This is a genomic window from Vibrio sp. TRT 2004 (assembly GCF_050113735.1).
Lineage (GTDB): Bacteria > Pseudomonadota > Gammaproteobacteria > Enterobacterales > Vibrionaceae > Vibrio.
The window spans coordinates 20,549-41,947 of record NZ_JBNJOH010000037.1 but is presented as its reverse complement, the minus strand read 5'-3'; the positions used below and the strand labels follow the sequence as shown (position 1 = coordinate 41,947).

Genomic DNA, 21,399 nt, shown 5'->3' with positions numbered 1-21,399 from the left:
GTTGGGAGTTCGAATCTCTCCACCCCTGCCATAATTAAGAAGGCTCTAGTCGAAAGACTAGGGCCTTTTTGCATTCTCATGTTTGTATCGACAAAGCAGCGGATTCCACCGATACCAAAAAAACGCGCGTGTTGGGAGTTCGAATCTCTCCACCCCTGCCATAATTAAGAAGGCTCTAGTCGAAAGACTAGGGCCTTTTTGCATTCTCAGCCCTTTCTGTTCTTCCGGCTTGTACGCTAATTGGGTTTCGGGATGAGCAGGGTAATTATGTCTATGATTAGAACGCTCTATAAGCTATCTCAGCATAAGATTGGACCCGGAATGAGGGTTGATATCACCTTTATCGCTCCAGCGGCTGGAGAGCGTATTTTTGTGCGTCAGATGAAAGGGCCTTTTTCATTTCCTCTCTGTTCCTTTTCGGTGATCGAATCTGATCTGCCTAATCAGTCAGTGATTCCCGTTATTCCCTTGAATCCAATTCCTAAGCTTGATCTTAATAATGCAGAGTTAATTGATTTTGTATTTGAGTGGGAGGGTATGAGCAAAGATAATATTCCAGCTCCATTAGTGACACCTGTAACCTTTTAAATTTCAAACTTTGTTTGATGTAAGATGCTATGAATTTTGGTCGATTATTTATCGATGATCGATACAATATCAACCAGAAAATAGTTTTTGGGGGAGTTATGGGTCAGCTTTCTATTCTTGGTTTTATCGCAGTGGGGGGTGCCTTTGGTGCTTGTTCGCGTTATTTGATATCTGAGTTATGTATCATGCTGTTTGGTCGAGGCTTTCCATACGGTACGCTAACCGTTAATGTGGTGGGTTCTTTTATAATGGGCTTGCTGATTGCAGCGTTTGAGAACGAGCTTCTTGCACCAGAGCCATGGAGACAGATTATCGGTCTTGGCTTCTTAGGTGCCTTGACTACGTTTTCTACCTTTTCGATGGATAACGTTTTACTCATGCAGCAAGGCGCATTTTTCAAGATGGGACTGAACGTTTTGCTCAATGTCGCGTTGAGTATCTCTGCTGCTTGGGTAGGATTTCATCTACTGGTCAAAAGTTCGTAGTGATTTTTTGTTCATTTTTTTAACAATTTTTGTACAGGTCGGCTTGGTTTAACCAAGCCGATTTTATATACTCGCTTTACTTGTCGGAGTGCCATAAGGCTGAGACCGTTAATTCGGGATCCGTTGAACCTGATCAGATTAGTATCTGCGAAGGGAACAAGAGAAGATACCTTAACCAGTATCAAACTGGTTAATATCAAATATCGATTCTGTAAACAGTCATACTTTTAGCACTGTTTTCGATACCTCTTGTCGCATCTTTCCGCCAAGCATTTTTATCCAAAATCTTTTTATCTAGAATAACAAGCAAGGAAAAATGCTATGTCGAGTCGCAAACAAGCGAGACTGGAAGCTAAACAATTCATCGATACGTTGTCTGTTCAACCGTATCCTAATTCACAAAAAGTGTACGTAGAGGGCACTCGTCCTGACATTCAGGTCCCTATGCGAGAAATCACGCTGTCTGATAGTCTAATCGGTGGCACTAAAGAATCCCCGATCTTTGAGCCTAATGAACCTGTACGCGTCTATGACACTTCCGGTGTCTATACCGATCCAAACCACAAAATAGATCTGTATAACGGACTCCCTAAGCTTAGAGAAACTTGGATTGAAGAGCGTAGCGATACTGAAATTCTTGACGATGTCAGTTCGATTTACACTAAGCAGCGATTGGCAGACGAAACGTTAGATCACCTTCGTTACGGCAATCTACCAAGAGTTCGACGCGCTAAAGTCGGTCACTGTGTGACTCAACTGCACTACGCCCGTAAAGGATTAATTACTCCTGAGATGGAGTACATCGCTTTGCGCGAGAATATGGGACGCGCCAAGTATCGTGATGAAGTGCTTAATCAACAACATCCTGGTCAAAGTTTCGGTGCCAACTTGCCCAAAGACATTACCGCTGAGTTTGTTCGTAATGAAGTTGCTCATGGACGCGCAATAATCCCATCTAACATCAACCATCCAGAGTCTGAACCTATGATTATTGGCCGCAACTTTCTAGTTAAGGTCAACGCTAATATCGGCAATTCATCGGTTACATCGTCTATCGAGGAGGAGGTTGAGAAGTTGGTGTGGGCCACTCGTTGGGGGGGCGATACGGTTATGGATCTCTCAACAGGGCGCAATATACACGAAACACGAGAGTGGATATTGCGTAACAGTCCAGTGCCAATTGGTACGGTTCCTATGTATCAGGCTCTTGAAAAAGTGAACGGTATTGCCGAAAACCTTAACTGGGAGGTGATGCGTGATACGCTAATCGAACAAGCGGAGCAAGGTGTTGATTACTTTACTATTCATGCCGGACTTCTTCTTCGATATGTGCCAATGACGGCCAAACGAGTAACAGGTATCGTTTCGCGGGGCGGTTCCATTATTGCCAAATGGTGCCTAGCTCATCATCAAGAAAGCTTCCTCTACACGAACTTTAGAGAGATATGTGAGATCTGCGCGAAGTATGATGTCGCACTATCGTTAGGTGATGGTCTTCGCCCAGGCTCAGTTGCTGATGCTAATGATGAAGCTCAGTTTGCTGAGCTACGCACGCTTGGTGAACTCACCAAGATAGCTTGGGAATACGATGTTCAGGTCATTATTGAGGGGCCAGGCCATGTCCCAATGCATATGATCAAGGAGAATATGGATCAGCAGCTAGAACACTGTCATGAAGCCCCTTTTTATACACTTGGTCCGCTCACAACTGATATTGCTCCAGGCTACGACCACATTACCTCTGGTATTGGCGCTGCGATGATAGGTTGGTATGGCTGCGCAATGCTTTGTTATGTGACGCCAAAAGAGCATCTTGGTTTGCCTAACAAAGAAGACGTTAAAACCGGGATGATTACCTACAAGCTTGCTGCACATGCGGCAGATTTAGCGAAAGGGCATCCTGGTGCCCAAGTTCGTGATAATGCTTTGTCAAAAGCTCGCTTTGAGTTCCGTTGGGAGGATCAATTTAACCTAGCGCTAGACCCAGATACAGCGCGTGCTTTCCACGATGAGACTCTGCCACAAGAGTCGGGCAAAGTTGCTCATTTCTGTTCAATGTGTGGTCCTAAGTTCTGTTCTATGAAGATCTCACAGGAAGTTCGTGAGTATGCTAAAGACACCGAACAGGTGGCAGCAGATCAAGCTATATCGATAAAAATGCTCGATGACCCGCTGGAAGGAATGCGTCAAAAATCCGCAGAATTTCGTTCTACAGGTTCAGAGTTGTACCATCCTGCTGTTCAGCCAGAGGTAGCAGAGTAGTGATGAAAATCCTTATACCTGCGTCATGTATTGCAATGACGGGGAATGTTCAGCAATGTCTGTTGTTGGCTAGAGAACAAGGATTTGATATCGAGTGTATTGAGTTGGGCGTTAGCCCAACTCTACATTTCCAACTTGTTCGCGACCAACATATCACTCACATCAGTACAGACTTAATATCTAAGCATGATGGTCAAGTGCTTCTAGATTACGTGCTTTACTATCATGGTTCGATTGATATTGAGAGATATCTAGAGCAACCCAAGAATTCTATTTATATCGATGTAGAAGATGCTGAGCAAGGCGATGTAAGTTGCATTCTGTCGCAGTTCGATATCTGGAGGCATCCAGACACAGGGGAGGTGCGAGCACTTTCCGCTGCGCCTTCGCTCTTGTTTCATCCCAAAGCGCATTTTGTGTGGGTGGTGACACTACTTGCTCTGGACTTTCCTATTGAAGATGCACTGACATTAGCCCGAGCAATGTTGGCTTCCTGTGATGATGTTTCACGTGAAACACTTTCCAATCCAAGAATGGGGTTCAACAAAACATGGCCAAGTTCCTATGCTCACTTTCCTGTACCTGTTTTAACTGATTCACGACTTGGTATTGATGTGAATTGGTCGACTGCAAATCAAGCCTTATCTTTTCCATCGTTATCGAAGTTAGCGTTGGGTCTATATCCTGTTGTTAACAGTGTTGAATGGATCGAGCGTTTACTTGAGTTAGGCGTGAAGACGATTCAGCTGCGAATTAAAGATCCACATCGGCATGATTTAGAGCAGCAAATAGAAAGAGCTGTAGCGCTTGGTCGCCAGTACCACGCTCAGGTGTTTATCAATGACTATTGGCAGCTGGCGATAAAGCACGGTGCCTTCGGTGTTCATCTTGGACAAGAAGATATAGAGCAGTCCAACCTCGATCTACTGAGAGAAGCTGGAGTATGTCTTGGGCTGTCGACACATGGGTATTATGAGTTGCTACGTATAGCGCAGATTTATCCGAGTTACATCGCCTTAGGGCATATATTCCCAACCACCACAAAGCAAATGCCTTCATTACCACAAGGATTGGTTCGGTTGGCTCTATACCAGCAATTGATCGATACCATTCCTTATCGTGGGAACCAAGGACTTCCTACCGTAGCGATTGGTGGTATTGATCAAACAAATGCGCATCAAGTTTGGCAGTGTGGGGTTTCCAGTCTCGCGGTAGTCAGAGCAATCACTGAAGCTGACTCAATAGAGCAGGCTATAGAGTTTTTTCAACAAGTAATGAGTAAGCACAGCGTTCGAGACAAAAACAATTCAGAGGAACTTACACATGCTAAGTGATGAAGAATTTGTTAGATATCAGCGCCAAATCGCCTTACCTGAGTTTGCTGAACTAGGGCAGTTGGCGTTATCAGAAGCACACGTATTAATCATCGGTTGTGGTGGATTAGGCAGTGCTGCGAGTCTATACCTATCCGGCGCAGGGGTAGGAAAGATAGTAATTGTCGATGATGATGTGGTTGAACCGAGTAACTTGCATCGTCAAGTCATATATCGGGAGCAGGACGTCAATAGACCAAAGGTCATTGCGACTCAAACGCAAATTAGAGCGTTGAATTCTAACGTTGCTATTAGGGCGATCAATAGACGACTAGATAGTCGGCAATTAAGTCTCGAGGTCATGCTTGCTGATGTCGTTTTGGATTGTAGCGACAACATGACGACTCGACAGATGACCAATCAAGCTTGTATTGAACAGGGCAAACCTCTGATCACGGCCGCGGCAATAGGATGGAAAGGTCAGTTTTCCGTATTCGATTATCGTAATTCCGACTCCGAAAATGGCTGTTATCGCTGTTTGTTCCCGTTCGATGAGCTAACACATCCGCTTAGATGCAGCGAGAGCGGAGTGCTGGGTCCTGTAGTTGGCACAATGGGTAACTATCAAGCCATCGCGGCAATTCAGCTTTTAGTTACCGGCAAGTTTCACTTTCAGCCCGCTACCTTACATCTATTTGATGGGTTAAAGCTTGCTTGGCAAACCTTATCGATAAACAGAGATAGTCAATGTTCTGCTTGTGGGTCGTTAAGTCAGACTAAAGTTTCAGAGGTGCAAATATGAGTACATCAAATAAAGTTTCGGTGTCGTTTGATTCGCTAGATAGTACCAGTAGTTCGACGATAACCATTGAGATCAATTCAATTCCACAGCTTGTACCTTTTGGCTGTAACCTAGAAAACATAGTGGCCCAGTTTGCCATTACGGATTCTGGGTACGTATTTGCGATCAATAATCAGGTTGTGCCACGTAGTGACTGGAGCAATACCATTCTCATTGAGGGAGACAGCATCTCTCTATTTCAAGCTATAGCTGGGGGCTGAATCAATGCTTAAAATTGCCGACAAACAATTTAACTCTCGTCTGTTTACCGGAACAGGGAAGTTCGCCAATAGTGAATTGATGGTAAAAGCCATTGAGGCATCTGGCTCTGAGTTAGCCACTATGGCTCTTAAGCGTGTCGATGTTAACGATAAGCAAGACAATATCTTGCAGCCACTTATCAATGCAGGTGTTAACTTACTTCCGAACACCTCTGGTGCAAAAACCGCAAAGGACGCAATCTTCGCAGCTCATTTAGCGAGGGAAGCTTTAGCAACCAACTGGCTTAAGTTGGAAATCCATCCTGATCCTAAGTACCTAATGCCAGACCCGATAGAGACGTTGCTTGCAGCAGAACAACTCGTTAAAGATGGTTTTATCGTTCTACCTTATTGCCATGCTGATCCGGTGTTATGTAAGCGCTTAGAGGAAGTAGGGTGCGCTGCTGTTATGCCTCTTGGAGCGCCAATCGGCAGCAACAAAGGTCTTGTGTCGCGCGACTTTCTCGAGATCATTATTGACCAAGCGAATGTCCCCGTTGTTGTCGATGCTGGTATTGGTTCGCCATCTCATGCTGCACTCGCGATGGAAATGGGTGCAGATGCCGTGCTTGTCAACACAGCGATTGCGGCATCTACTCATCCTGTAGAGATGGCGATTGCATTCAAATTGGCCGTCGAATCTGGTCGCATGGCATTTGAAGCAGGACTCGCAGGAAAAGCAAACCATGCGATTGCATCTAGCCCTCTCACATCATTTCTCGATCAACTGTCGTAAACAGCAGTGAGGAGATCAAATGAGTTTTGTTGAACAGTACAAAAAATACAATTGGCATGATATTTTGATGTCGATCTATGCCAAAACCGCCAAAGACGTTGAGAATGCTTTGGCTAAGAGCCGGCGAGACTTGGAAGATTTTAAAGCGCTAATCTCTCCAGCAGCAGAGCCCTATCTTGAGCAAATGGCCCAATTGTCATATTCAGCGACACGTACACGCTTTGGTAACACGATGTCGCTCTATATACCGCTCTATCTTTCAAACTTATGTGCCAACGCTTGTACCTATTGTGGATTTTCTATGGAGAATCGCATTAAACGTCGCACATTGAATAAGCCAGAAATCGAGGCAGAAGTCGAGGCGATAAAGCGTATGAAGTTTGACAATGTGCTGCTGGTAACTGGTGAGCATGAGACTAAGGTAGGCATGAACTACTTTAGGGAGATGGTTCCACTAATAAAGCAACGCTTTAACTACTTAGCTATGGAGGTTCAGCCATTACAGGAGCATCAATACTCAGAGCTTAAAACGCTCGGTTTGGATGCGGTCATGGTCTATCAGGAAACTTATAACGCTTCCACTTATGCCAAACATCATTTGCGTGGCAATAAAATGGATTTTGACTTTAGGTTGGATACGCCAGATAGATTAGCTAAGGCTGGTATCGATAAAATAGGTATCGGAGCTCTAATTGGTTTGGATGAGTGGCGCACTGATAGTTTTTACGTTGCAGCACATCTCGACTACCTCGAACGGACATATTGGCAATCACGTTACTCTATTTCTTTTCCTCGGCTGCGACCATGTGAGGGGGGAGAAAGCTCCGTTGTACCGAAATCTGTTATGAGCGATAAACAGTTAGTCCAGCTTATTTGTGCATATCGATTGCTCAATCCAGAAGTTGAGTTGTCACTTTCTACCAGAGAGTCACCTCAGTTTAGAGACAATGTTTTATCACTAGGTATTACGAGTATGTCAGCGGCGTCAAAAACTCAGCCTGGGGGATACGCTTCAAATGACGCGGAGCTTGAACAGTTTGAGATCAGTGATGAGAGAGGCGCGGATTTAATTGAAGCAATGATTAGGTCGAAAGGTTTAGATCCGGTGTGGCGAGATTGGCATTGTGCATATTCTGGTTAGAGTGTTTCACGTGAAACATAGGTAAAGAAAAGAGGGTTGATGCAAAACATCAACCCTCTACTTTTTTCTAGCTTCTAGCTTCTAGCTTCTAGCTTCTAGCTTCTAGCTTCTAGCTTCTAGCTTCTAGCTTCTAGCTTGTAGCTTGTAGCTTCTAGCTGTGTGCTACAGGTGCCGTTGCTTGACGAAGCCACTCTTTCACATCACCTTCAACTAGCGGGCTGATCTCATCCCATACTTTCTGATGGTAGTCGTTTAGCCACGCGAGTTCGGGACGTGTCAGCATATCAACATTGATGTTTCTGATATCAATTGGGCAACGTGTTAGCGATTCAAAGCTGAGTACAGGGAAGTCGCCTTTAGTCGGTGTTTCGACAACAAGCTCTAGGTTCTCAATTCGGATACCGAATGCATCAGCGCGGTAGTAACCTGGCTCATTAGACAAAACCATACCTTGAGTGAGAGGCACATCAATTTGCTTTTTAGATATGCTAGCGGGTCCTTCATGAACACTGAGGAAATGCCCCACGCCGTGTCCGGTACCATGGTCATAGTCGTAGCCTTCGGCCCATAAGTGCTGACGAGCTAGAGTATCAATCTGGTATCCTCGAGTACCTTTAGGGAAACGAGCGCGAGCGACACCAATGTGACCTTTTAATGCAAGCGTGAACTGCTTAATCATTTCGTCACTAGGTTTTCCGATAGCAATGGTACGCGTGATGTCGGTGGTGCCATCTAGATATTGACCGCCAGAATCAACCAAGTAAAGACTGTCTAGTTGAAGTACTCCAGGCTCGGGTTGATTCTCATGGTTGTAGTGACACATTGCGGCATTGCTGCCGGCTGCGGAAATAGTGTCAAAGCTAAGATCCATCAGTGTCGGGTCTTGTTTTCTAAATTGCTCAAGTTTGTCAGACAGTACCGCCTCATTGTGAAGATTTCCCGTCGCTACTTCTGAATCTAGCCAACTCAAGAACTTACACATCGCAACGCCATCTCTAACGTGGCAAGCTTTCATGCCTGAAATTTCGACGTCGTTCTTCGATGCTTTAGGCATTAGACAAGGATCGGCAGCATTGATGACTGACGCACCGCTATTTTGCAGAACCAGTTTGAACCAAGCATTGCTAGTCGCTGGATCGAGTAGCACTTTTTTACCCGCAAGCGCTTCGATCTGTGCCTTGAGTGAATCTGGGTGATGGACGGTTACACCATTACCAACGTGTTTAGAGAAGTTGCTAGGCAGACGTGCTGGGTCAAGGAAGAATTCGACACTCGCATCGTCATGGAGAATCGCGTGAGATAGCAAAACAGGCAAGCGTGAGACATCAAGACCACGTACGTTTAATAACCAGCAAATTGAGTCCAATGCGGTTATCACAGCGGCGTGACCTCCTGCCTTTGCAACCAAATGAGCGATCTCTTGGCGCTTACTCTCACTAGATTGACCAACAGCTTCTGTCGCCATCAGTCTTACATCTGAAATGACGGGGGCAGGACGATCATGCCACAACTGGTCAATCGGGTTGCTTTGCAAAATATTGAGCTCCAGCTTTCCTGCAAGTTTTGCTTGAGCTGAATCTAACCAAGCTGAGTTATGCATACGTGGGTCGATCGCGACTGAACATCCTGTTTCAAGATGTTCGAGGATCCAATCAAGAGCAGGCTCTTCAATTAAGTGGCGATATTCGAACAACGTTGCTGGGACCTGTTTAGTTACTTGAACCGTGTAGCGACCATCAACAAAAATAGCGGCATTGTGTTGAGTAATGACAGCAACACCGGCAGAACCTGTAAATCCAGTCAGCCAGTGGAGACGCTCATTGTGAGCGGGGACGTATTCGCCAAGGTATTCGTCTTCATGTGGGACAAGCAGGGCGTCTAAATTATTCTGTGCGAGCCAATCGCGAATAGCAGCCAAACGCTGTTCTGTAGTCATAAGCATCTGTGGTAATCCTTCATTATTGTCTAGTTGTCCGTGTCAACGTTTAAGCGTGCAGTTGGACGATGAGAATAAGCTACTCTTTTTACCGTCAGGCTGCAAATTATCTAAGAGCAGTGGTTTTATCCCGAATGATTTGTCGTAGCCAAGATAATGCAGGGTCATTTTCTCTATCACGGTGCCAGAACAGCGTATATGCCATTGGAGGAAATTCCATCGGTAAAGGTAGGACAGTCAAGTCTAGCTGCTTTGAGGCTAGCTTTACAAAATGACTCGGTGCGGTAAATACGAAGTCTGTGTAAGAACATAAGCTTGCCGCACTGTTAAAGTCAGGTACGGTAATCGCGATATCGCGCTCTTTGCCGATGTCGGCTAATCGATAGTCGAGTAACCATCTTTCGTTGCCATCACAGCGAACTTGAACGTGGCGCTGAGCCAAAAAGTTATCAAGATTCCAAACTTGCCCCAGAGCAGGATGTTCTTTTCGGACTAAACACATTTGGTTATCACGGTATATTTCCTGCTCGCAAATATCGCTAGGTGGTAGCATAGTGAGTTTTGCATCATTGATGTCGATATCTTTCCCTGTAATGCCTAAGTCAATTTCTCCCCGCTGTATTTGTCGAAATGTGTCGTCAGACCAAGCATGAGTACTGATAGTGACGCCCGGTGCGCGGTTAAATATCTGGGGAAGGAAGTGGGGTAAGATCAGTGGGTAAACACTTTCGACAGCGGCAATCTGGTAGCGATAATCACTCGAGCTAGGCGAAAACTCTTCAGGTTGTGTTAGCTGTTCTAATTGATTTATTAGTATCTCGAGTTTGGGTTTAAGAAACAGCGCTTTAGGTGTTGGTTTTAGGCCATGGGCGTGACGCACGAACAGAGGGTCATCAAACTGTGCCCTAAGCTTGGCAAGATTCTTGCTGACAGCAGATTGGCTAAGACACAATCGGTGTGCTGCGCGAGTAACGTTAAGTTCTTCAATTAAAACACGTAAACAGACCAGTAAATTCAAATCAAGACGAGCAAGTTTCTCTATATTCATTAGAAATTCTCAGGAGGAATAACTTTGATGACAATACGTCATTAGCAGGCATATCTAGTTTAGCCTACTATAAAGGCAATTTCATCATGCGCAGCGGAGATACAAGTGCAGACGGCAACCTCAACCAACCCAACTAAGCAACAGCTAATGCTTCTTACATTACTTGTTCTGTTTAGCCCCTTGGCTATTGATATTTATCTGCCTGCACTGCCATTAATTTCGTCAACGTTCCACGTGGAACATGCGTTAGCGCAAGATACGATTACTTGGTTCTTGTTTGCTATGGGCGTCGGTCAGCTATTTGCAGGTCCCTTAGCGGACAAACTAGGACGTCGAACTGTTGCATTGGGAGGAGTAAGCATCTATGCGGTCAGTGCTTTATTGGCGTGGAGCGCTCAAAATATCGAGTGGATGCTGGTCTCTCGTTTGCTACAAGGCTTAGGCGCGTGTGCGACATCGGTAGCAGCCTTTGCAACAGTTCGCGACATCTTTGGTCCACAAAAAAGTGGCAAAATGATTAGTTACTTAAATGGTGCAATCTGCTTTATCCCTGCGCTTGCCCCAATACTCGGTAGTTGGTTAACACAGCAGTTTGGTTGGCGATCGAATTTTAGCTTTATGGCCGGCTTTGCGGCAGTCGTATTGGTGATGCTATGGATTGGGTTAAAAGAGACGAACCCGCAAATGAGTAAAGAGCCGGTATTCAAACTCAATCGCTATCTTGATGTTGTGCGTTCACCGTCATTCTTGTTTCATGCAACTCTGTGTATGTTAGCGATGGCGGTCATTCTCGGCTATGTAACATCGGCACCCGTAGTACTGATGGAGAATCTTGGCCTTAGTATGAATGAGTTCACCATGTGGTTTGGTATTAATGCGGCAATCAATATTGTGGCCTGTATGAGTGCGCCAAAATTTATGGATAGATTTGGAACGCATATGGCACTGACTGTCGGCATTGTAACTTTGGCAATTGCTGGTGTGGTGATGATGCTTCTGCAAGGTCAAGCGACAGCGATGGCGTTTATGCTACCAATCTTTATGTCTTCGATTGGTTTTGCATGGATTCTTGGCGCGGCCGCTGGTAAAGCGCTTGCCCCATTTGGCGATAAAGCGGGTACAGCAGCAGCACTGCTAGGGCTTTTTCAAATGAGTGGTTCGGGTTTAGTCGTCGGTACCGTACAGCGCCTAGGCATGGAACCACAAATTATGATCGCAACCTTAATGCTTATTGTCACACCTGCACTTGCTATTCTATGGTCTAGAACTGGCCGTTACTGGCACCATGCGGTGGCGTAATCTTACGAGATGCGCTTTGATAATTAAATGAAACGTTGTATATTTGTGCTTCTTTATATCGGTATGTGTGGATAAATCGCTACGATGTCAATGACAACCTATGAGATGGCTCGAGTTCTGGAACAATTGGAAGATTCTCCAGAAAAAATAATGTTTGGTAAATTGTTGAGTGAATTGGGCAACCAAAGTGGCGAGCGCATCCGTAGTGCGGCGAAACAGGTTCCGCTTCCTATTCTTCGTGATATGGTGTACCAGTTTCAACAGGTGATTGAGTCACGCAAAGGTGAGCAGGTCGAATCACTGGCTAAACAGATTGCAGATCAAGGTATTTCTGTTGAAGACCTTAAGAGTTACCTTGCCTCAAAGTAATAAGATCAAAAATTGATAAAACTCGCTTCGGCGAGTTTTTTTATGGGTTAACGTTTCGGTTGATTGGGTTTTGTAGCGAGATCAAAGTCTCGGTAGATTGAACTTCATCAATGGCTTGTAGCTTATCAATCAGAACATACTGCAACTCTTCAATAGAGCGGCACATTAATTTTACGAAAATGTTGTAGGCACCTGTGGTGTAGTACGCTTCAACCACTTCTTCTAACGCATTCAGTTTTTCAAGTGCGGAGTGATAATCTCGAGCCGCATTAAGATTGATACCGATAAAACAACACACGTCATACCCCAACTTTTTGGTATCAACGATTACTTCGGTTCCTTGTATGATATCAGCCGATTTCATCTTCTCGATACGCACGTGAATGGTTGCAGGGCTTACTTCAAACTGCTTGGCCATTTCCGCATAAGGAGTACGTGCATCTTCCATAAGGGTTTTTAGGATTGCCTTATCTAGATCATCCAGTTTGATGTTGTTAGCCTGCATGTAACCCCTTGTAATTCACGTAAATGTTACGACCTTAGTACAAACCATCACCAGTGGTGATACAATAGTAGATATAATTTTTTGGTTCTGAGACACATTTTAGTGCGTTTTTGTCTATTCCTTCTAGCGATAATTTTGAGTTCGTTTTCCCAAGCGCATGAGCAAGACGTGCTGGTTGTGCATTCATACCACCAGGGCTTTTTTTGGACTGACGCTTTTCAAAGTGGTTTAGACAGCCAATTGAAGGGCTCTAGCATCCCAATACGGGTTCTCTACCTCGATAGCAAGCGCATACAAAGTGATACTTACTTTGAACGTTTGTACCAACTGTACAAAACCAAATTCGAACAAGAGACATTTAGAGCGATCATTGTTAGTGATAACAACGCATTAGCATTAATGAATCGACTAGCCAGTGAATTAGGCGATATACCGGTTATTTTTGGTGGTATCAACAACTACACCCCGAATCTCCATGAGAACCTAAATGCGACAGGGATTGCTGAAGATATCGACATCTATAGCAACATCTCTCTCATCGAGCGAATTCAACCGCAAGTAAATCTCATTCATATCGTTAGTGATCATTCGGTCAGTGGCACGGGGATTCGAAAACAGGTTGGGATGTTTCTTGCTAATTACCCCCATTATCGAGATCGCATTGTTTCCTACATTCCAGACACTTATGAGCAGCTTCTTGAACATGTGTCTAAGTTAAATCGCCGAGATAGCATTCTCTTCTCGATCTATGATCGTGAGATTGACGGCCAACTTGTCGCAGAGCACCACAAATGGAAACGACTTAATGAGGTATCAAAAGCGCCAGTTTATATGGTGCACGATCTTGCTCTGGGCTATGGTGCCGTTGGGGGTGTGGTTCAAAGTGGCTTTCAGCATGGACAACAAGCGGCCAACCTTTTAGTTGGTGCTTTAAGTAACCCTGCTGAGCCTTTGCCAAGCGTCAAACTGGGTACTCCTGACATCAAGCTTGACTACCAAGCGATGATGAAATGGGGTTTGGGAGCCGAAGGTGAATCGGACTCTGCACTGTTCAATAAACCGCAGAATTTTGCCGATAGGTATGCCAAAGAACTTAAAGCGGTCGGCAGTCTGACTGTCTTCCTATCAATCGTCATCATGGTGCTGATTTACTATTTGAGTCGCATAAAACGTAGTGAACAGATGGCGAAAGAGAGTCAGACATTGATCGAAATGGTGTTTGACCAAAGTTATCATTTTATCGGTGTTTTAGACGCTGATGGTTGCATTACATCGAGCAATAGTAAGCTTCAGGAGCTTCTATACCATCAGGACTTTAGTGTCGATAGACCTATTTGGCAACACCGACATTGGGAAGCAGAGGCAGCAAAGCAGTTACAGCAGTTTTTCAGACAAACATCCAATGACTCTGTTACGCAGTTTGAAGCTGAGATTTGGCATGCTGAACATGGTTCTATGGTTTTGGAAGTCGCGCTTAAACCTATTCCTTCTCCCCAAGGAGGCAAACAATTTTTACTTGAAGCTCGTGATATAACGACAAGGAAAATCACCGAAGAACGTCTTTATCAAAGAGAAGCGAATCTAAGTCACTACTATGATCAGCAACCAGTAATGATGTTGACATTGGATGAGCAGAATCGTGTTCAACAAGTTAACCAATTTGCCGAACAACTGCTTGGTTATAAGTCGGATCAGATTTTGGGTCATCGTCTAAGAGAATTCTATTTTAATCAGGATGAACTCATTCCTAGACAAGTATTATTGCAACCTAAGCAGGCGATAAAGGGCGTGTGGCGACGTGATATCGAATATCGACATGCCGACGGTCATACCGTCTGGGTTAGAGAAAATATTAGACCCTTGGTTGAATCTGGACACATTTTGATTGTCGGGGAAGATGTAACTGAAACGCGCACATTGTCAGAACAGCTTCAGTATCAAGCGCAACATGATTTGCTTACTGGAACCTACAGCCGCAACTATTTTGAGAGAGAACTAGAGAAGGCTCTGAGTGAAGTAGCAAGTTATACCCGCACTCATGCCATGCTGTACATCGATCTTGATCAGCTCAAAGTTCTCAATGATACTGCTGGACATGAGGCTGGTGACGCTGCAATTCAGTTTTGTGCCAGCATGTTGGAAGAGGTATTACCATACAACAGCATCTTGGCTCGTATGGGAGGAGATGAGTTTGCTATCTTGCTAAGGGATTGCACAGAACTAGATGTTAAGAAAGTAGCCGACACTATTATTACCACTCTCAGTGAGCATGCCTTTGTTTGGGAAGATATCCGTCTTAATCTCAACTGTTCTATTGGTATTCGCTTAATTGACCATACAGCGTCTTCTCCGCAAATGGTCCATGCTCAAGCGGATACAGCCTGTCACGTTGCCAAAGAAGAGGGCAGGAATCGCTACAGCATGTACTGTCTCGACGATAAGGAATTGCGTCGTCGGGAGCAGGAAATGGAGAGCGTCAATCTGGTTCATGAAGCGTTGGCGAACCAGCGCATCGAACTGTTTGCCCAGCGAATACTTGATTTAACAGGTGAAGAGCAGGGCATGCATTTCGAAATTCTAATTCGAATTAAAAACGCCGATGGGGAGTATATCTCTCCAGGCATCTTCATGCCGGCATCAGAGCGATACAATATTGCTCACCTTCTTGATAAACAGGTTGTGACACAAGCACTAGATTGGCTGTCTGCGCACCCTGAAGCACTCAAGGAACTCAGTACCTGTGCGATCAATCTTTCTGGTCACTCAATGGGCAACAAAGAGTTTATTGCTTTCTTGCTGGATAAACTGACGCAATCAGATGTGCCTTGCGACAAAATCTGCTTAGAGATCACCGAAACCGCCGCCATGAGTAATATGAATCAAGCGATAGAGTTTTTTACGCAGTTAAAAGCTTTGGGTTGCCAAATCGCTCTCGATGACTTTGGCTCAGGTCTATCGTCATTCGGATATCTGAAGAAGCTACCCGTCGATATCGTCAAGATTGACGGAATATTTGTTCGAGATATCGATGTGAATGAAATGGACCACCTAATGGTGCGTTCGATCAATGATTTGGCACGTCAGATGGGCAAAAAAACGGTTGCTGAATTTGTCGAGAATACCCACATCATTGAACAACTTATGGAGTTGGGCGTAGATTATGCTCAGGGATACATCATTGGCAAACCTAAGCCACTGCGGGAGTTAGTGGAAGAGCTAATGGCGATAGAGAAAACTTAGTACCCTTATTGAAAATCCAGTACACTGCGCACTCTTATCGTAACAACATTTTGGAGCACTTCGTGCAACTACAACTTCAATGCGAAGACCAGACTCAAACTGAGCGGTTTGTAGAGCTTACTCAACGCTGGGGATTGACTCACAGTGATGACAGTCAGTTTGCTTTAGTTCTGACTGAGCATCGGCTTGAGTTGCGTAAACTCGATGAGCCCAAACTTGGTGCGATATATGTGGATTTAGCGGGTGGTGCAGTGGCACACCGACGTAAGTTTGGTGGTGGTAAGGGGCAAGCTATTGCTAAAGCTGCAGGGTTAAACAAAGGCAGTACACCAACCGTACTTGATGGTACCGCTGGCCTTGGCCGCGATGCGTTTGTATTGGCGTCATTAGGCTGTAAGGTTCAAATGGTTGAGCGTCATCCGGTTGTCGCAGCGCTCCTAGATGATGGCCTTGAGCGAGCTAAGCAAGACTCGGAAATCGGCGATTGGGTCAGTGAACGTATGTCATTACTTCATGCTTCGAGCCATGATGCTCTTGAACAATTGGCGGCTGATCCTAACTTTGTTCAACCTGACGTGGTGTATTTGGATCCCATGTATCCTCACCCAGAAAACAAAAAAAAGAGTGCACTGGTAAAAAAAGAGATGCGAGTTTTTCAGTCTCTAGTTGGGGCAGACCTCGACGCTGATGGTTTATTAGAACCTGCCTTAGCCCTTGCAGCTAAAAGGGTTGTAGTGAAAAGACCGGACTACGCAAACTGGCTGAATGATAAGAAACCAGCGATGGCGATTGAAACGAAAAAGAACCGATTTGATGTTTATGTCAATGCATCAATGACTTAGCGAACGCTGTTTTAATTCTGCGATGTTTGCGCTTGCTTATTATTGATTAAATGGTTATATCTTACTAAGAATTATTCGTATTATTAGTTGGGGTGGTGGCGTGACTAAACGTCTTTGTAAGATGAACCGTAAACAAATCGCTGATAGCTTAGGTGAAATTCACCGCTTGGTAAGCGATACCAAGTATGTCTGCCGTTCATGTGCTCGATCTTCATCATCGAAAGCCTCGCTTTGTAAACCAGCGGCAATTCCTCCGAAATCTTGTCAAAATCAGCCAGTTGAGCAACAAAAAAACTGTGCTTTACTTGCCGAAGCTTTGCCGAAGACACCTAAAGTTATCCCTTCACCAGACAAGGCTCAAGCGATTAGAAAGGTTGTTGAGCGTGTCAAAGAGAAGGTAGCACAACCTCAACCATCAATACTCAATCAGCAAACGGAAGTTATGTTGCCCAAACTGGGTGATTTACCTAGTAAGCGAGCAATTAAACGCGCGAAGAAAACACTCAAAAAATACTACAAGCAACAAAAGAAGCTGCTTAAGTTGGCCAAGAAGCAACAAAAACTGCTCAAAAAGCAGCAAAAGCTTGAGACAAAATTGCCGAATACGTTGGTCTTAGCGGCAACCATTTCGGAAATGCGGGATGTCGTAAGTGGCTCTAACATCCACTAAATGAACAATAAAAAACGCTCTCCAACAAGGAGAGCGTTTTTTATGTACGAGGCATTATAAAGAGATCACTCTAGCGCTTGATGACTTTGCTGCACTTTTCTCTTTACCCAAGTTTCATTGACCCACAATGAAAGCAAAATGATCGCACCGCCAATAGTGAGTTGAGTGACATCAACCTCTCGGTTCCAAATAACGATGTTAACGATAAGACCTGCCGGTACGAGGGCATTATTCATGATCGCAAGAGCGCCAGCATTGACCATGGTTGCGCCTTTATTCCAAGCAAAATAGCCAAGACCTGAAGCAATAAGACCCAAGTAAATCAAGACTCCCCACTGCGTGTTAGTTGTCGGCATTTTTTCGATATTACCCATAAGAGCAAAAGCGACAGTTGCAACGCATAATGCCCCTAGATAGAAGTAACCAAAGATGGTGTGTTGAGGAAGTTCTACCTGATATTTTTCCATTAGGTACTTGTAGCCAACCTGTCCAATGGCGAAACAGATATTCGCCCCTTGCACGACCAAGAAACCAACAACAAAATTCTCATTTACGCCGGCAAATTTAATAAAAGCAGCTCCAGCAACGGCGATAACGGCAGTCACGAGGTACCATGGAGAGAAGCGTCTCTTCAAGAGGTCGTAAATGATGGTCACGTAAATAGGAGTGAAGACAGTAAACAGCAGTACTTCTGGTACAGAGAGTAACAAGAAAGATTGATAGTAGAAGCAATACATCAGGCCGAGCTGGAAGCCACCGATGACCATTAGACGAACGATTAGGCCTTTGTCGACACCTCTAAATCGTAAGAATGGCAAGAAGACGAGACTGGCCAGTGCCACTCGCATCAATACAGAAAACCAAGAATCAACCTGACCAGCAAGATAGACGCCGATCAGGCTAAAAGAGAAAGCCCACAATAAAGTGACCGCGGATAAATACCCCATAACTAAGACTCATTATCAAAAATTATCGAGCAGTTTATACCAATATTTACTATCAATCAGTCTTTAAGTGGTACTACCAACATATCAACAGGCGAACAGTTGATTAGCTGACGAGTTGAAGAGAGCAGTTTGCTCCAGAAGTCTTGGTGATGACCACAGACCACTAGGTCAATATTAAACTCATTGATTGTATCGCACAGCTCATTACTCAAATCACCACTGCCGACCAAGGTATGCTTAATCGGGTAATTGGCGTGTTCTGCCAGCTCTTGAAGTTGTTTTTGAGACGCTTCGATTGCCTGATGTTGAGTCTCTGCTAGGTTGATATCAATTAAGCCTGTGTAGAGCTCTGCGTAGTTCACATCGATATGGATAAATGAAACTACAGCATCAAGAGGCTTGGCCAGAGATACCGCTTTATCGACCAAGAGCTTGCTATCTTCCGAGAGATCAATAGCGACCAAAATATGTTGATAACTCATAGTGCTATCTCCTTGTGAGGGTGTTGATTAAAGATTAGCACCTCAGATTGATAAATTTTGTAGGAGTGATCTCAGATCCACATTTGCTAAGCAAAGTGTTAAGGTGATGAACATGATATAGTCAATTTAACTTCATAGACTTAGTAGGAGTGGTACATGCTTTCTCAAGCAATGGTTGATCAATTGAATGAGCAAATTAATCTCGAATTTTTCTCATCCAATCTATACTTACAAATGAGTGCTTGGTGTGAAGACAAAGGATTCGAAGGTGCGGCTGAATTTTTACGTAAGCACGCTGTAGAAGAAATGGAGCACATGCAACGTCTTTTCACTTACGTAAGTGAAACAGGATCAATGCCGATTCTGGGTGCTATTGAAGCACCTAAGCACGAGTTCAATAGCCTAGGAGATGTATTCCGCGAGACTTTTGAGCATGAGCAAATGATTACTGAAAAAATCAATAAGCTCGCTCATCTTGCGTTTACATCACAAGACTATTCAACGTTCAACTTCTTGCAGTGGTACGTGGCTGAGCAGCACGAGGAAGAGAAGTTATTTAAAGGGATTTTAGATAAGTTAGATCTTGTTGGTGAAGATGGTAAAGCGCTGTTCTTTATTGATAAAGATTTAGCGGCTTTGGCAAAAGAAGGTTCATCTTCAATAATGGATGCCCCTGCTGAGTAATCGGCGAAAGACACTCTAGTTTAGGTCGTCTTTTTCTCTGGGCATTTGAGAAGATGTAGGGAGGAAAAGATGATCAATGCAGACACAATTCTATTTGCATTATTGATGGTGACGCTGGTGAACATGGTTCGCTATCTTACCGCGCTGCGCTCACTCATTTACATTATGCGAGAGGCTCATCCTTTGCTTTACCAGCAAGTGGATGGCAACGGCTTCTTTACTACCCACGGTAATGTCACTAAGCAAGTTCGTTTATTTCACTACCTCAAGAGTAAAGAGTACCATCACCATCATGATGAAGTGTTTACAGGTAAGTGTGATCGAGTGCGAGAGCTGTTCATCTTGTCGACCTCTCTACTAGGTGTCACCCTGCTCGCAGCGATGATTCTCTGAGTGTTGAATTGGCATTCAAAGTAAATATCGCTAAAATAACCTTTCAAATTGCTAAGGATGTGCATAACGCACATCCTTTTTTATTGGTTTAAATGAGTAGCTATTCATGACGGAAAAGTATGACGTTGTCATCATCGGAGCTGGCGCTGCGGGGCTAATGTGTGCGGCGGAAGCTGGGAAACGTGGCCGTAAGACACTAGTGCTCGATCATGCTAAAAAGCCAGGTCGTAAAATTCTTATTGCTGGTGGTGGTCGATGTAATTTTACTAATTACGATGTGTCAGCGAATAACTACCTGTGCCAAAACCCTCACTTCGTTAAATCGGCATTATCTCAATATACCAATTGGGATTTTATTTCCATGGTCAGCAAACATGGTATTGAGTTTGAAGAGCGTGATCATGGTCAGCTATTTTGCGTTGGTGACTACACGTCAAAAGACATAGTGAAAATGCTGCTTGCTGAATGCGATTTACCATCGATTACACAACGTTATCAGCAAGATGTTCACCAAATTGAGAAAACCGAGCATGGTTTTGTATTGCATGCCAACACCAATGTGATTGAATGCCAATCGTTAGTTATTGCAACGGGCGGACTTTCTATGCCTAAGCTGGGCGCGACACCATTTGGATACAAGATTGCGGAACAGTTTGGTCTAGAGGTCATCTCAACCACAGCAGGTCTTGTGCCGTTTACTCTGCACAAAGAAGATAAAGAAGCATTTGCTGAGTTATCTGGAATTGCTGTTCCTGCTGAGATCACTGCTCAAGATGGCACAATGTTCAAGGAAGCGCTGCTATTTACTCACCGTGGATTGTCAGGTCCTTCGGTACTACAGATCTCGTCATTCTGGAAGGCAGGAGAGAAGGTGACGATTAACCTAGTGCCTGAAGCTGATATTGATGAACTGCTACAACGCTCACTTGAGAAGCACCCAAATCAGACACTGAAGAATACCCTGGCGAAGGTGTTACCTAAGCGCTTAGTTGAAGTACTCATCGATAGAAAAGTACTGCAAGATAAGCCGCTTAAACAATTTAACACCAAGCAACTTGGTGAGATCACCCATACCTTGGAAAACTGGCAGGTAATGCCTAATGGAACTGAAGGCTATCGAACCGCAGAAGTGACTCTGGGTGGCGTGGACACTAATCATCTTTCTTCAAAAACAATGGAGTGTAAGCAAATCAAAGGCTTGTACTTTATTGGCGAAGTAATGGATGTAACAGGGTGGCTCGGCGGCTATAACTTCCAGTGGTGCTGGAGCTCGGGCTTTGTGGCGGGTCAGTGGGTGTAATTTTCGTGAAGTAAATATGAATAGAGTTCACTCGTAGGTACTACACTTATCCTATAAA

20 protein-coding genes, 1 pseudogene and 1 riboswitch are annotated in these 21,399 nt (G+C 44.4%); of the genes and pseudogenes, 16 read left to right on the top strand and 5 right to left on the bottom strand.

What is annotated here, in order from left to right; translation table 11 throughout:
• Positions 1-276: 276 nt before the first annotated feature.
• The 8 genes and pseudogenes from ACQEXR_RS14705 to thiH form a co-directional block, all read left to right on the top strand.
• Positions 277-573 (top strand): annotated as a pseudogene (locus ACQEXR_RS14705) (multicopper oxidase family protein); the annotation flags it as partial.
• A gap of 113 nt (positions 574-686) precedes the next feature.
• Complete coding sequence (crcB, locus tag ACQEXR_RS14700; RefSeq protein WP_138973671.1) at positions 687-1,073, top strand: fluoride efflux transporter CrcB; 387 nt, start codon at positions 687-689, stop codon at positions 1,071-1,073.
• Between the two features lie 74 nt (positions 1,074-1,147).
• Positions 1,148-1,246: riboswitch (TPP riboswitch) on the top strand.
• Positions 1,247-1,394: 148 nt separating this feature from the next.
• Positions 1,395-3,335, top strand: coding sequence for a phosphomethylpyrimidine synthase ThiC (gene thiC / locus ACQEXR_RS14695; RefSeq protein ID WP_427020637.1), 1,941 nt, complete (start codon positions 1,395-1,397; stop codon positions 3,333-3,335).
• Positions 3,335-4,669, top strand: coding sequence for a thiamine phosphate synthase (locus ACQEXR_RS14690; protein ID WP_427020636.1), 1,335 nt, complete (start codon positions 3,335-3,337; stop codon positions 4,667-4,669). Before thiC ends, ACQEXR_RS14690 begins: the two co-directional genes overlap by 1 nt.
• Complete coding sequence (locus ACQEXR_RS14685; RefSeq protein WP_427020635.1) at positions 4,659-5,450, top strand: HesA/MoeB/ThiF family protein; 792 nt, start codon at positions 4,659-4,661, stop codon at positions 5,448-5,450. Before ACQEXR_RS14690 ends, ACQEXR_RS14685 begins: the two co-directional genes overlap by 11 nt.
• Positions 5,447-5,710, top strand: coding sequence for a sulfur carrier protein ThiS (thiS, locus tag ACQEXR_RS14680; RefSeq protein WP_427020634.1), 264 nt, complete (start codon positions 5,447-5,449; stop codon positions 5,708-5,710). Before ACQEXR_RS14685 ends, thiS begins: the two co-directional genes overlap by 4 nt.
• Before the next feature lie 4 nt (positions 5,711-5,714).
• On the top strand, positions 5,715-6,485 hold the full coding sequence (locus ACQEXR_RS14675; RefSeq protein WP_427020633.1) for a thiazole synthase: 771 nt from the start codon (positions 5,715-5,717) through the stop codon (positions 6,483-6,485).
• A 19-nt stretch (positions 6,486-6,504) separates the two neighbouring features.
• Positions 6,505-7,626 carry a 2-iminoacetate synthase ThiH gene (gene thiH / locus ACQEXR_RS14670; protein WP_427020632.1) on the top strand — a complete coding sequence of 374 codons (1,122 nt, stop codon included), beginning with the start codon at positions 6,505-6,507 and terminating at the stop codon, positions 7,624-7,626.
• A 151-nt stretch (positions 7,627-7,777) separates the two neighbouring features.
• Here the strand turns inward: thiH and ACQEXR_RS14665 are convergent, their stop codons facing one another.
• Positions 7,778-9,568, bottom strand: coding sequence for an aminopeptidase P family protein (locus ACQEXR_RS14665; RefSeq protein ID WP_427020631.1), 1,791 nt, complete (start codon positions 9,566-9,568; stop codon positions 7,778-7,780).
• 100 nt (positions 9,569-9,668) lie between these two features.
• On the bottom strand, positions 9,669-10,610 hold the full coding sequence (locus ACQEXR_RS14660; protein ID WP_138973679.1) for a LysR substrate-binding domain-containing protein: 942 nt from the start codon (positions 10,608-10,610) through the stop codon (positions 9,669-9,671).
• 105 nt (positions 10,611-10,715) lie between these two features.
• On the opposite strand from ACQEXR_RS14660, the gene ACQEXR_RS14655 reads away from it, so the two are divergent.
• Positions 10,716-11,909, top strand: a complete 1,194-nt coding sequence (locus tag ACQEXR_RS14655) for a multidrug effflux MFS transporter (RefSeq protein WP_427020630.1) — start codon at positions 10,716-10,718, stop codon at positions 11,907-11,909.
• Positions 11,910-11,993: 84 nt separating this feature from the next.
• Positions 11,994-12,278 carry a hypothetical protein gene (locus ACQEXR_RS14650; RefSeq protein ID WP_138973681.1) on the top strand — a complete coding sequence of 95 codons (285 nt, stop codon included), beginning with the start codon at positions 11,994-11,996 and terminating at the stop codon, positions 12,276-12,278.
• A 40-nt stretch (positions 12,279-12,318) separates the two neighbouring features.
• On the opposite strand, the gene asnC is transcribed toward ACQEXR_RS14650, so the two are convergent.
• On the bottom strand, positions 12,319-12,783 hold the full coding sequence (asnC, locus tag ACQEXR_RS14645) for a transcriptional regulator AsnC (protein ID WP_138973682.1): 465 nt from the start codon (positions 12,781-12,783) through the stop codon (positions 12,319-12,321).
• Between the two features lie 102 nt (positions 12,784-12,885).
• Here asnC and ACQEXR_RS14640 point away from each other — a divergent pair, with 102 nt between their 5' ends.
• The 3 genes from ACQEXR_RS14640 (at position 12,886) to ACQEXR_RS14630 (ending at position 17,535) form a co-directional block, all read left to right on the top strand.
• Positions 12,886-16,023, top strand: coding sequence for an EAL domain-containing protein (locus ACQEXR_RS14640; RefSeq protein WP_427020629.1), 3,138 nt, complete (start codon positions 12,886-12,888; stop codon positions 16,021-16,023).
• Between the two features lie 62 nt (positions 16,024-16,085).
• Positions 16,086-16,865, top strand: coding sequence for a class I SAM-dependent methyltransferase (locus ACQEXR_RS14635; RefSeq protein ID WP_331417787.1), 780 nt, complete (start codon positions 16,086-16,088; stop codon positions 16,863-16,865).
• A 100-nt stretch (positions 16,866-16,965) separates the two neighbouring features.
• The gene (locus ACQEXR_RS14630; protein WP_427020628.1) at positions 16,966-17,535 is read left to right on the top strand and encodes a hypothetical protein; all 570 of its coding nucleotides are present in this window, start codon (positions 16,966-16,968) and stop codon (positions 17,533-17,535) included.
• A 65-nt stretch (positions 17,536-17,600) separates the two neighbouring features.
• Here the strand turns inward: ACQEXR_RS14630 and ACQEXR_RS14625 are convergent, their stop codons facing one another.
• A complete protein-coding gene (locus ACQEXR_RS14625) occupies positions 17,601-18,482 on the bottom strand; it encodes a carboxylate/amino acid/amine transporter (protein WP_426953093.1) in 882 nt (293 codons plus the stop codon).
• A 56-nt stretch (positions 18,483-18,538) separates the two neighbouring features.
• Complete coding sequence (gene uspA / locus ACQEXR_RS14620; protein WP_269378142.1) at positions 18,539-18,964, bottom strand: universal stress protein UspA; 426 nt, start codon at positions 18,962-18,964, stop codon at positions 18,539-18,541.
• A 156-nt stretch (positions 18,965-19,120) separates the two neighbouring features.
• On the opposite strand from uspA, the gene ftnA reads away from it, so the two are divergent.
• The 3 genes from ftnA (at position 19,121) to ACQEXR_RS14605 (ending at position 21,341) form a co-directional block, all read left to right on the top strand.
• Positions 19,121-19,648 (top strand): non-heme ferritin, encoded by a 528-nt coding sequence (gene ftnA / locus ACQEXR_RS14615; RefSeq protein ID WP_138973687.1) that lies wholly within the window; start codon positions 19,121-19,123, stop codon positions 19,646-19,648.
• A 69-nt stretch (positions 19,649-19,717) separates the two neighbouring features.
• Positions 19,718-20,041 (top strand): universal stress protein UspB, encoded by a 324-nt coding sequence (uspB, locus tag ACQEXR_RS14610; RefSeq protein ID WP_269378141.1) that lies wholly within the window; start codon positions 19,718-19,720, stop codon positions 20,039-20,041.
• A 106-nt stretch (positions 20,042-20,147) separates the two neighbouring features.
• Entirely contained in the window at positions 20,148-21,341 is a 1,194-nt protein-coding gene (locus tag ACQEXR_RS14605) for an NAD(P)/FAD-dependent oxidoreductase (protein ID WP_427020627.1), read from the top strand.
• Positions 21,342-21,399: the final 58 nt, after the last annotated feature.

Coding starts and splice junctions, on each gene's coding strand:
- thiC (WP_427020637.1), top strand. CDS start 1,395: ATGTCGAGTCGCAAACAAGCGAGACTGGAAGCTAAACAATTCATCGAT.
- crcB (WP_138973671.1), top strand. CDS start 687: ATGGGTCAGCTTTCTATTCTTGGTTTTATCGCAGTGGGGGGTGCCTTT.
- uspA (WP_269378142.1), bottom strand. CDS start 18,964: ATGAGTTATCAACATATTTTGGTCGCTATTGATCTCTCGGAAGATAGC.
- ACQEXR_RS14650 (WP_138973681.1), top strand. CDS start 11,994: ATGTCAATGACAACCTATGAGATGGCTCGAGTTCTGGAACAATTGGAA.
- ACQEXR_RS14625 (WP_426953093.1), bottom strand. CDS start 18,482: ATGGGGTATTTATCCGCGGTCACTTTATTGTGGGCTTTCTCTTTTAGC.
- ACQEXR_RS14605 (WP_427020627.1), top strand. CDS start 20,148: ATGACGGAAAAGTATGACGTTGTCATCATCGGAGCTGGCGCTGCGGGG.
- ACQEXR_RS14665 (WP_427020631.1), bottom strand. CDS start 9,568: ATGCTTATGACTACAGAACAGCGTTTGGCTGCTATTCGCGATTGGCTC.
- ACQEXR_RS14660 (WP_138973679.1), bottom strand. CDS start 10,610: ATGAATATAGAGAAACTTGCTCGTCTTGATTTGAATTTACTGGTCTGT.
- asnC (WP_138973682.1), bottom strand. CDS start 12,783: ATGCAGGCTAACAACATCAAACTGGATGATCTAGATAAGGCAATCCTA.
- ftnA (WP_138973687.1), top strand. CDS start 19,121: ATGCTTTCTCAAGCAATGGTTGATCAATTGAATGAGCAAATTAATCTC.
- ACQEXR_RS14675 (WP_427020633.1), top strand. CDS start 5,715: ATGCTTAAAATTGCCGACAAACAATTTAACTCTCGTCTGTTTACCGGA.
- thiH (WP_427020632.1), top strand. CDS start 6,505: ATGAGTTTTGTTGAACAGTACAAAAAATACAATTGGCATGATATTTTG.
- thiS (WP_427020634.1), top strand. CDS start 5,447: ATGAGTACATCAAATAAAGTTTCGGTGTCGTTTGATTCGCTAGATAGT.
- ACQEXR_RS14685 (WP_427020635.1), top strand. CDS start 4,659: ATGCTAAGTGATGAAGAATTTGTTAGATATCAGCGCCAAATCGCCTTA.
- uspB (WP_269378141.1), top strand. CDS start 19,718: ATGATCAATGCAGACACAATTCTATTTGCATTATTGATGGTGACGCTG.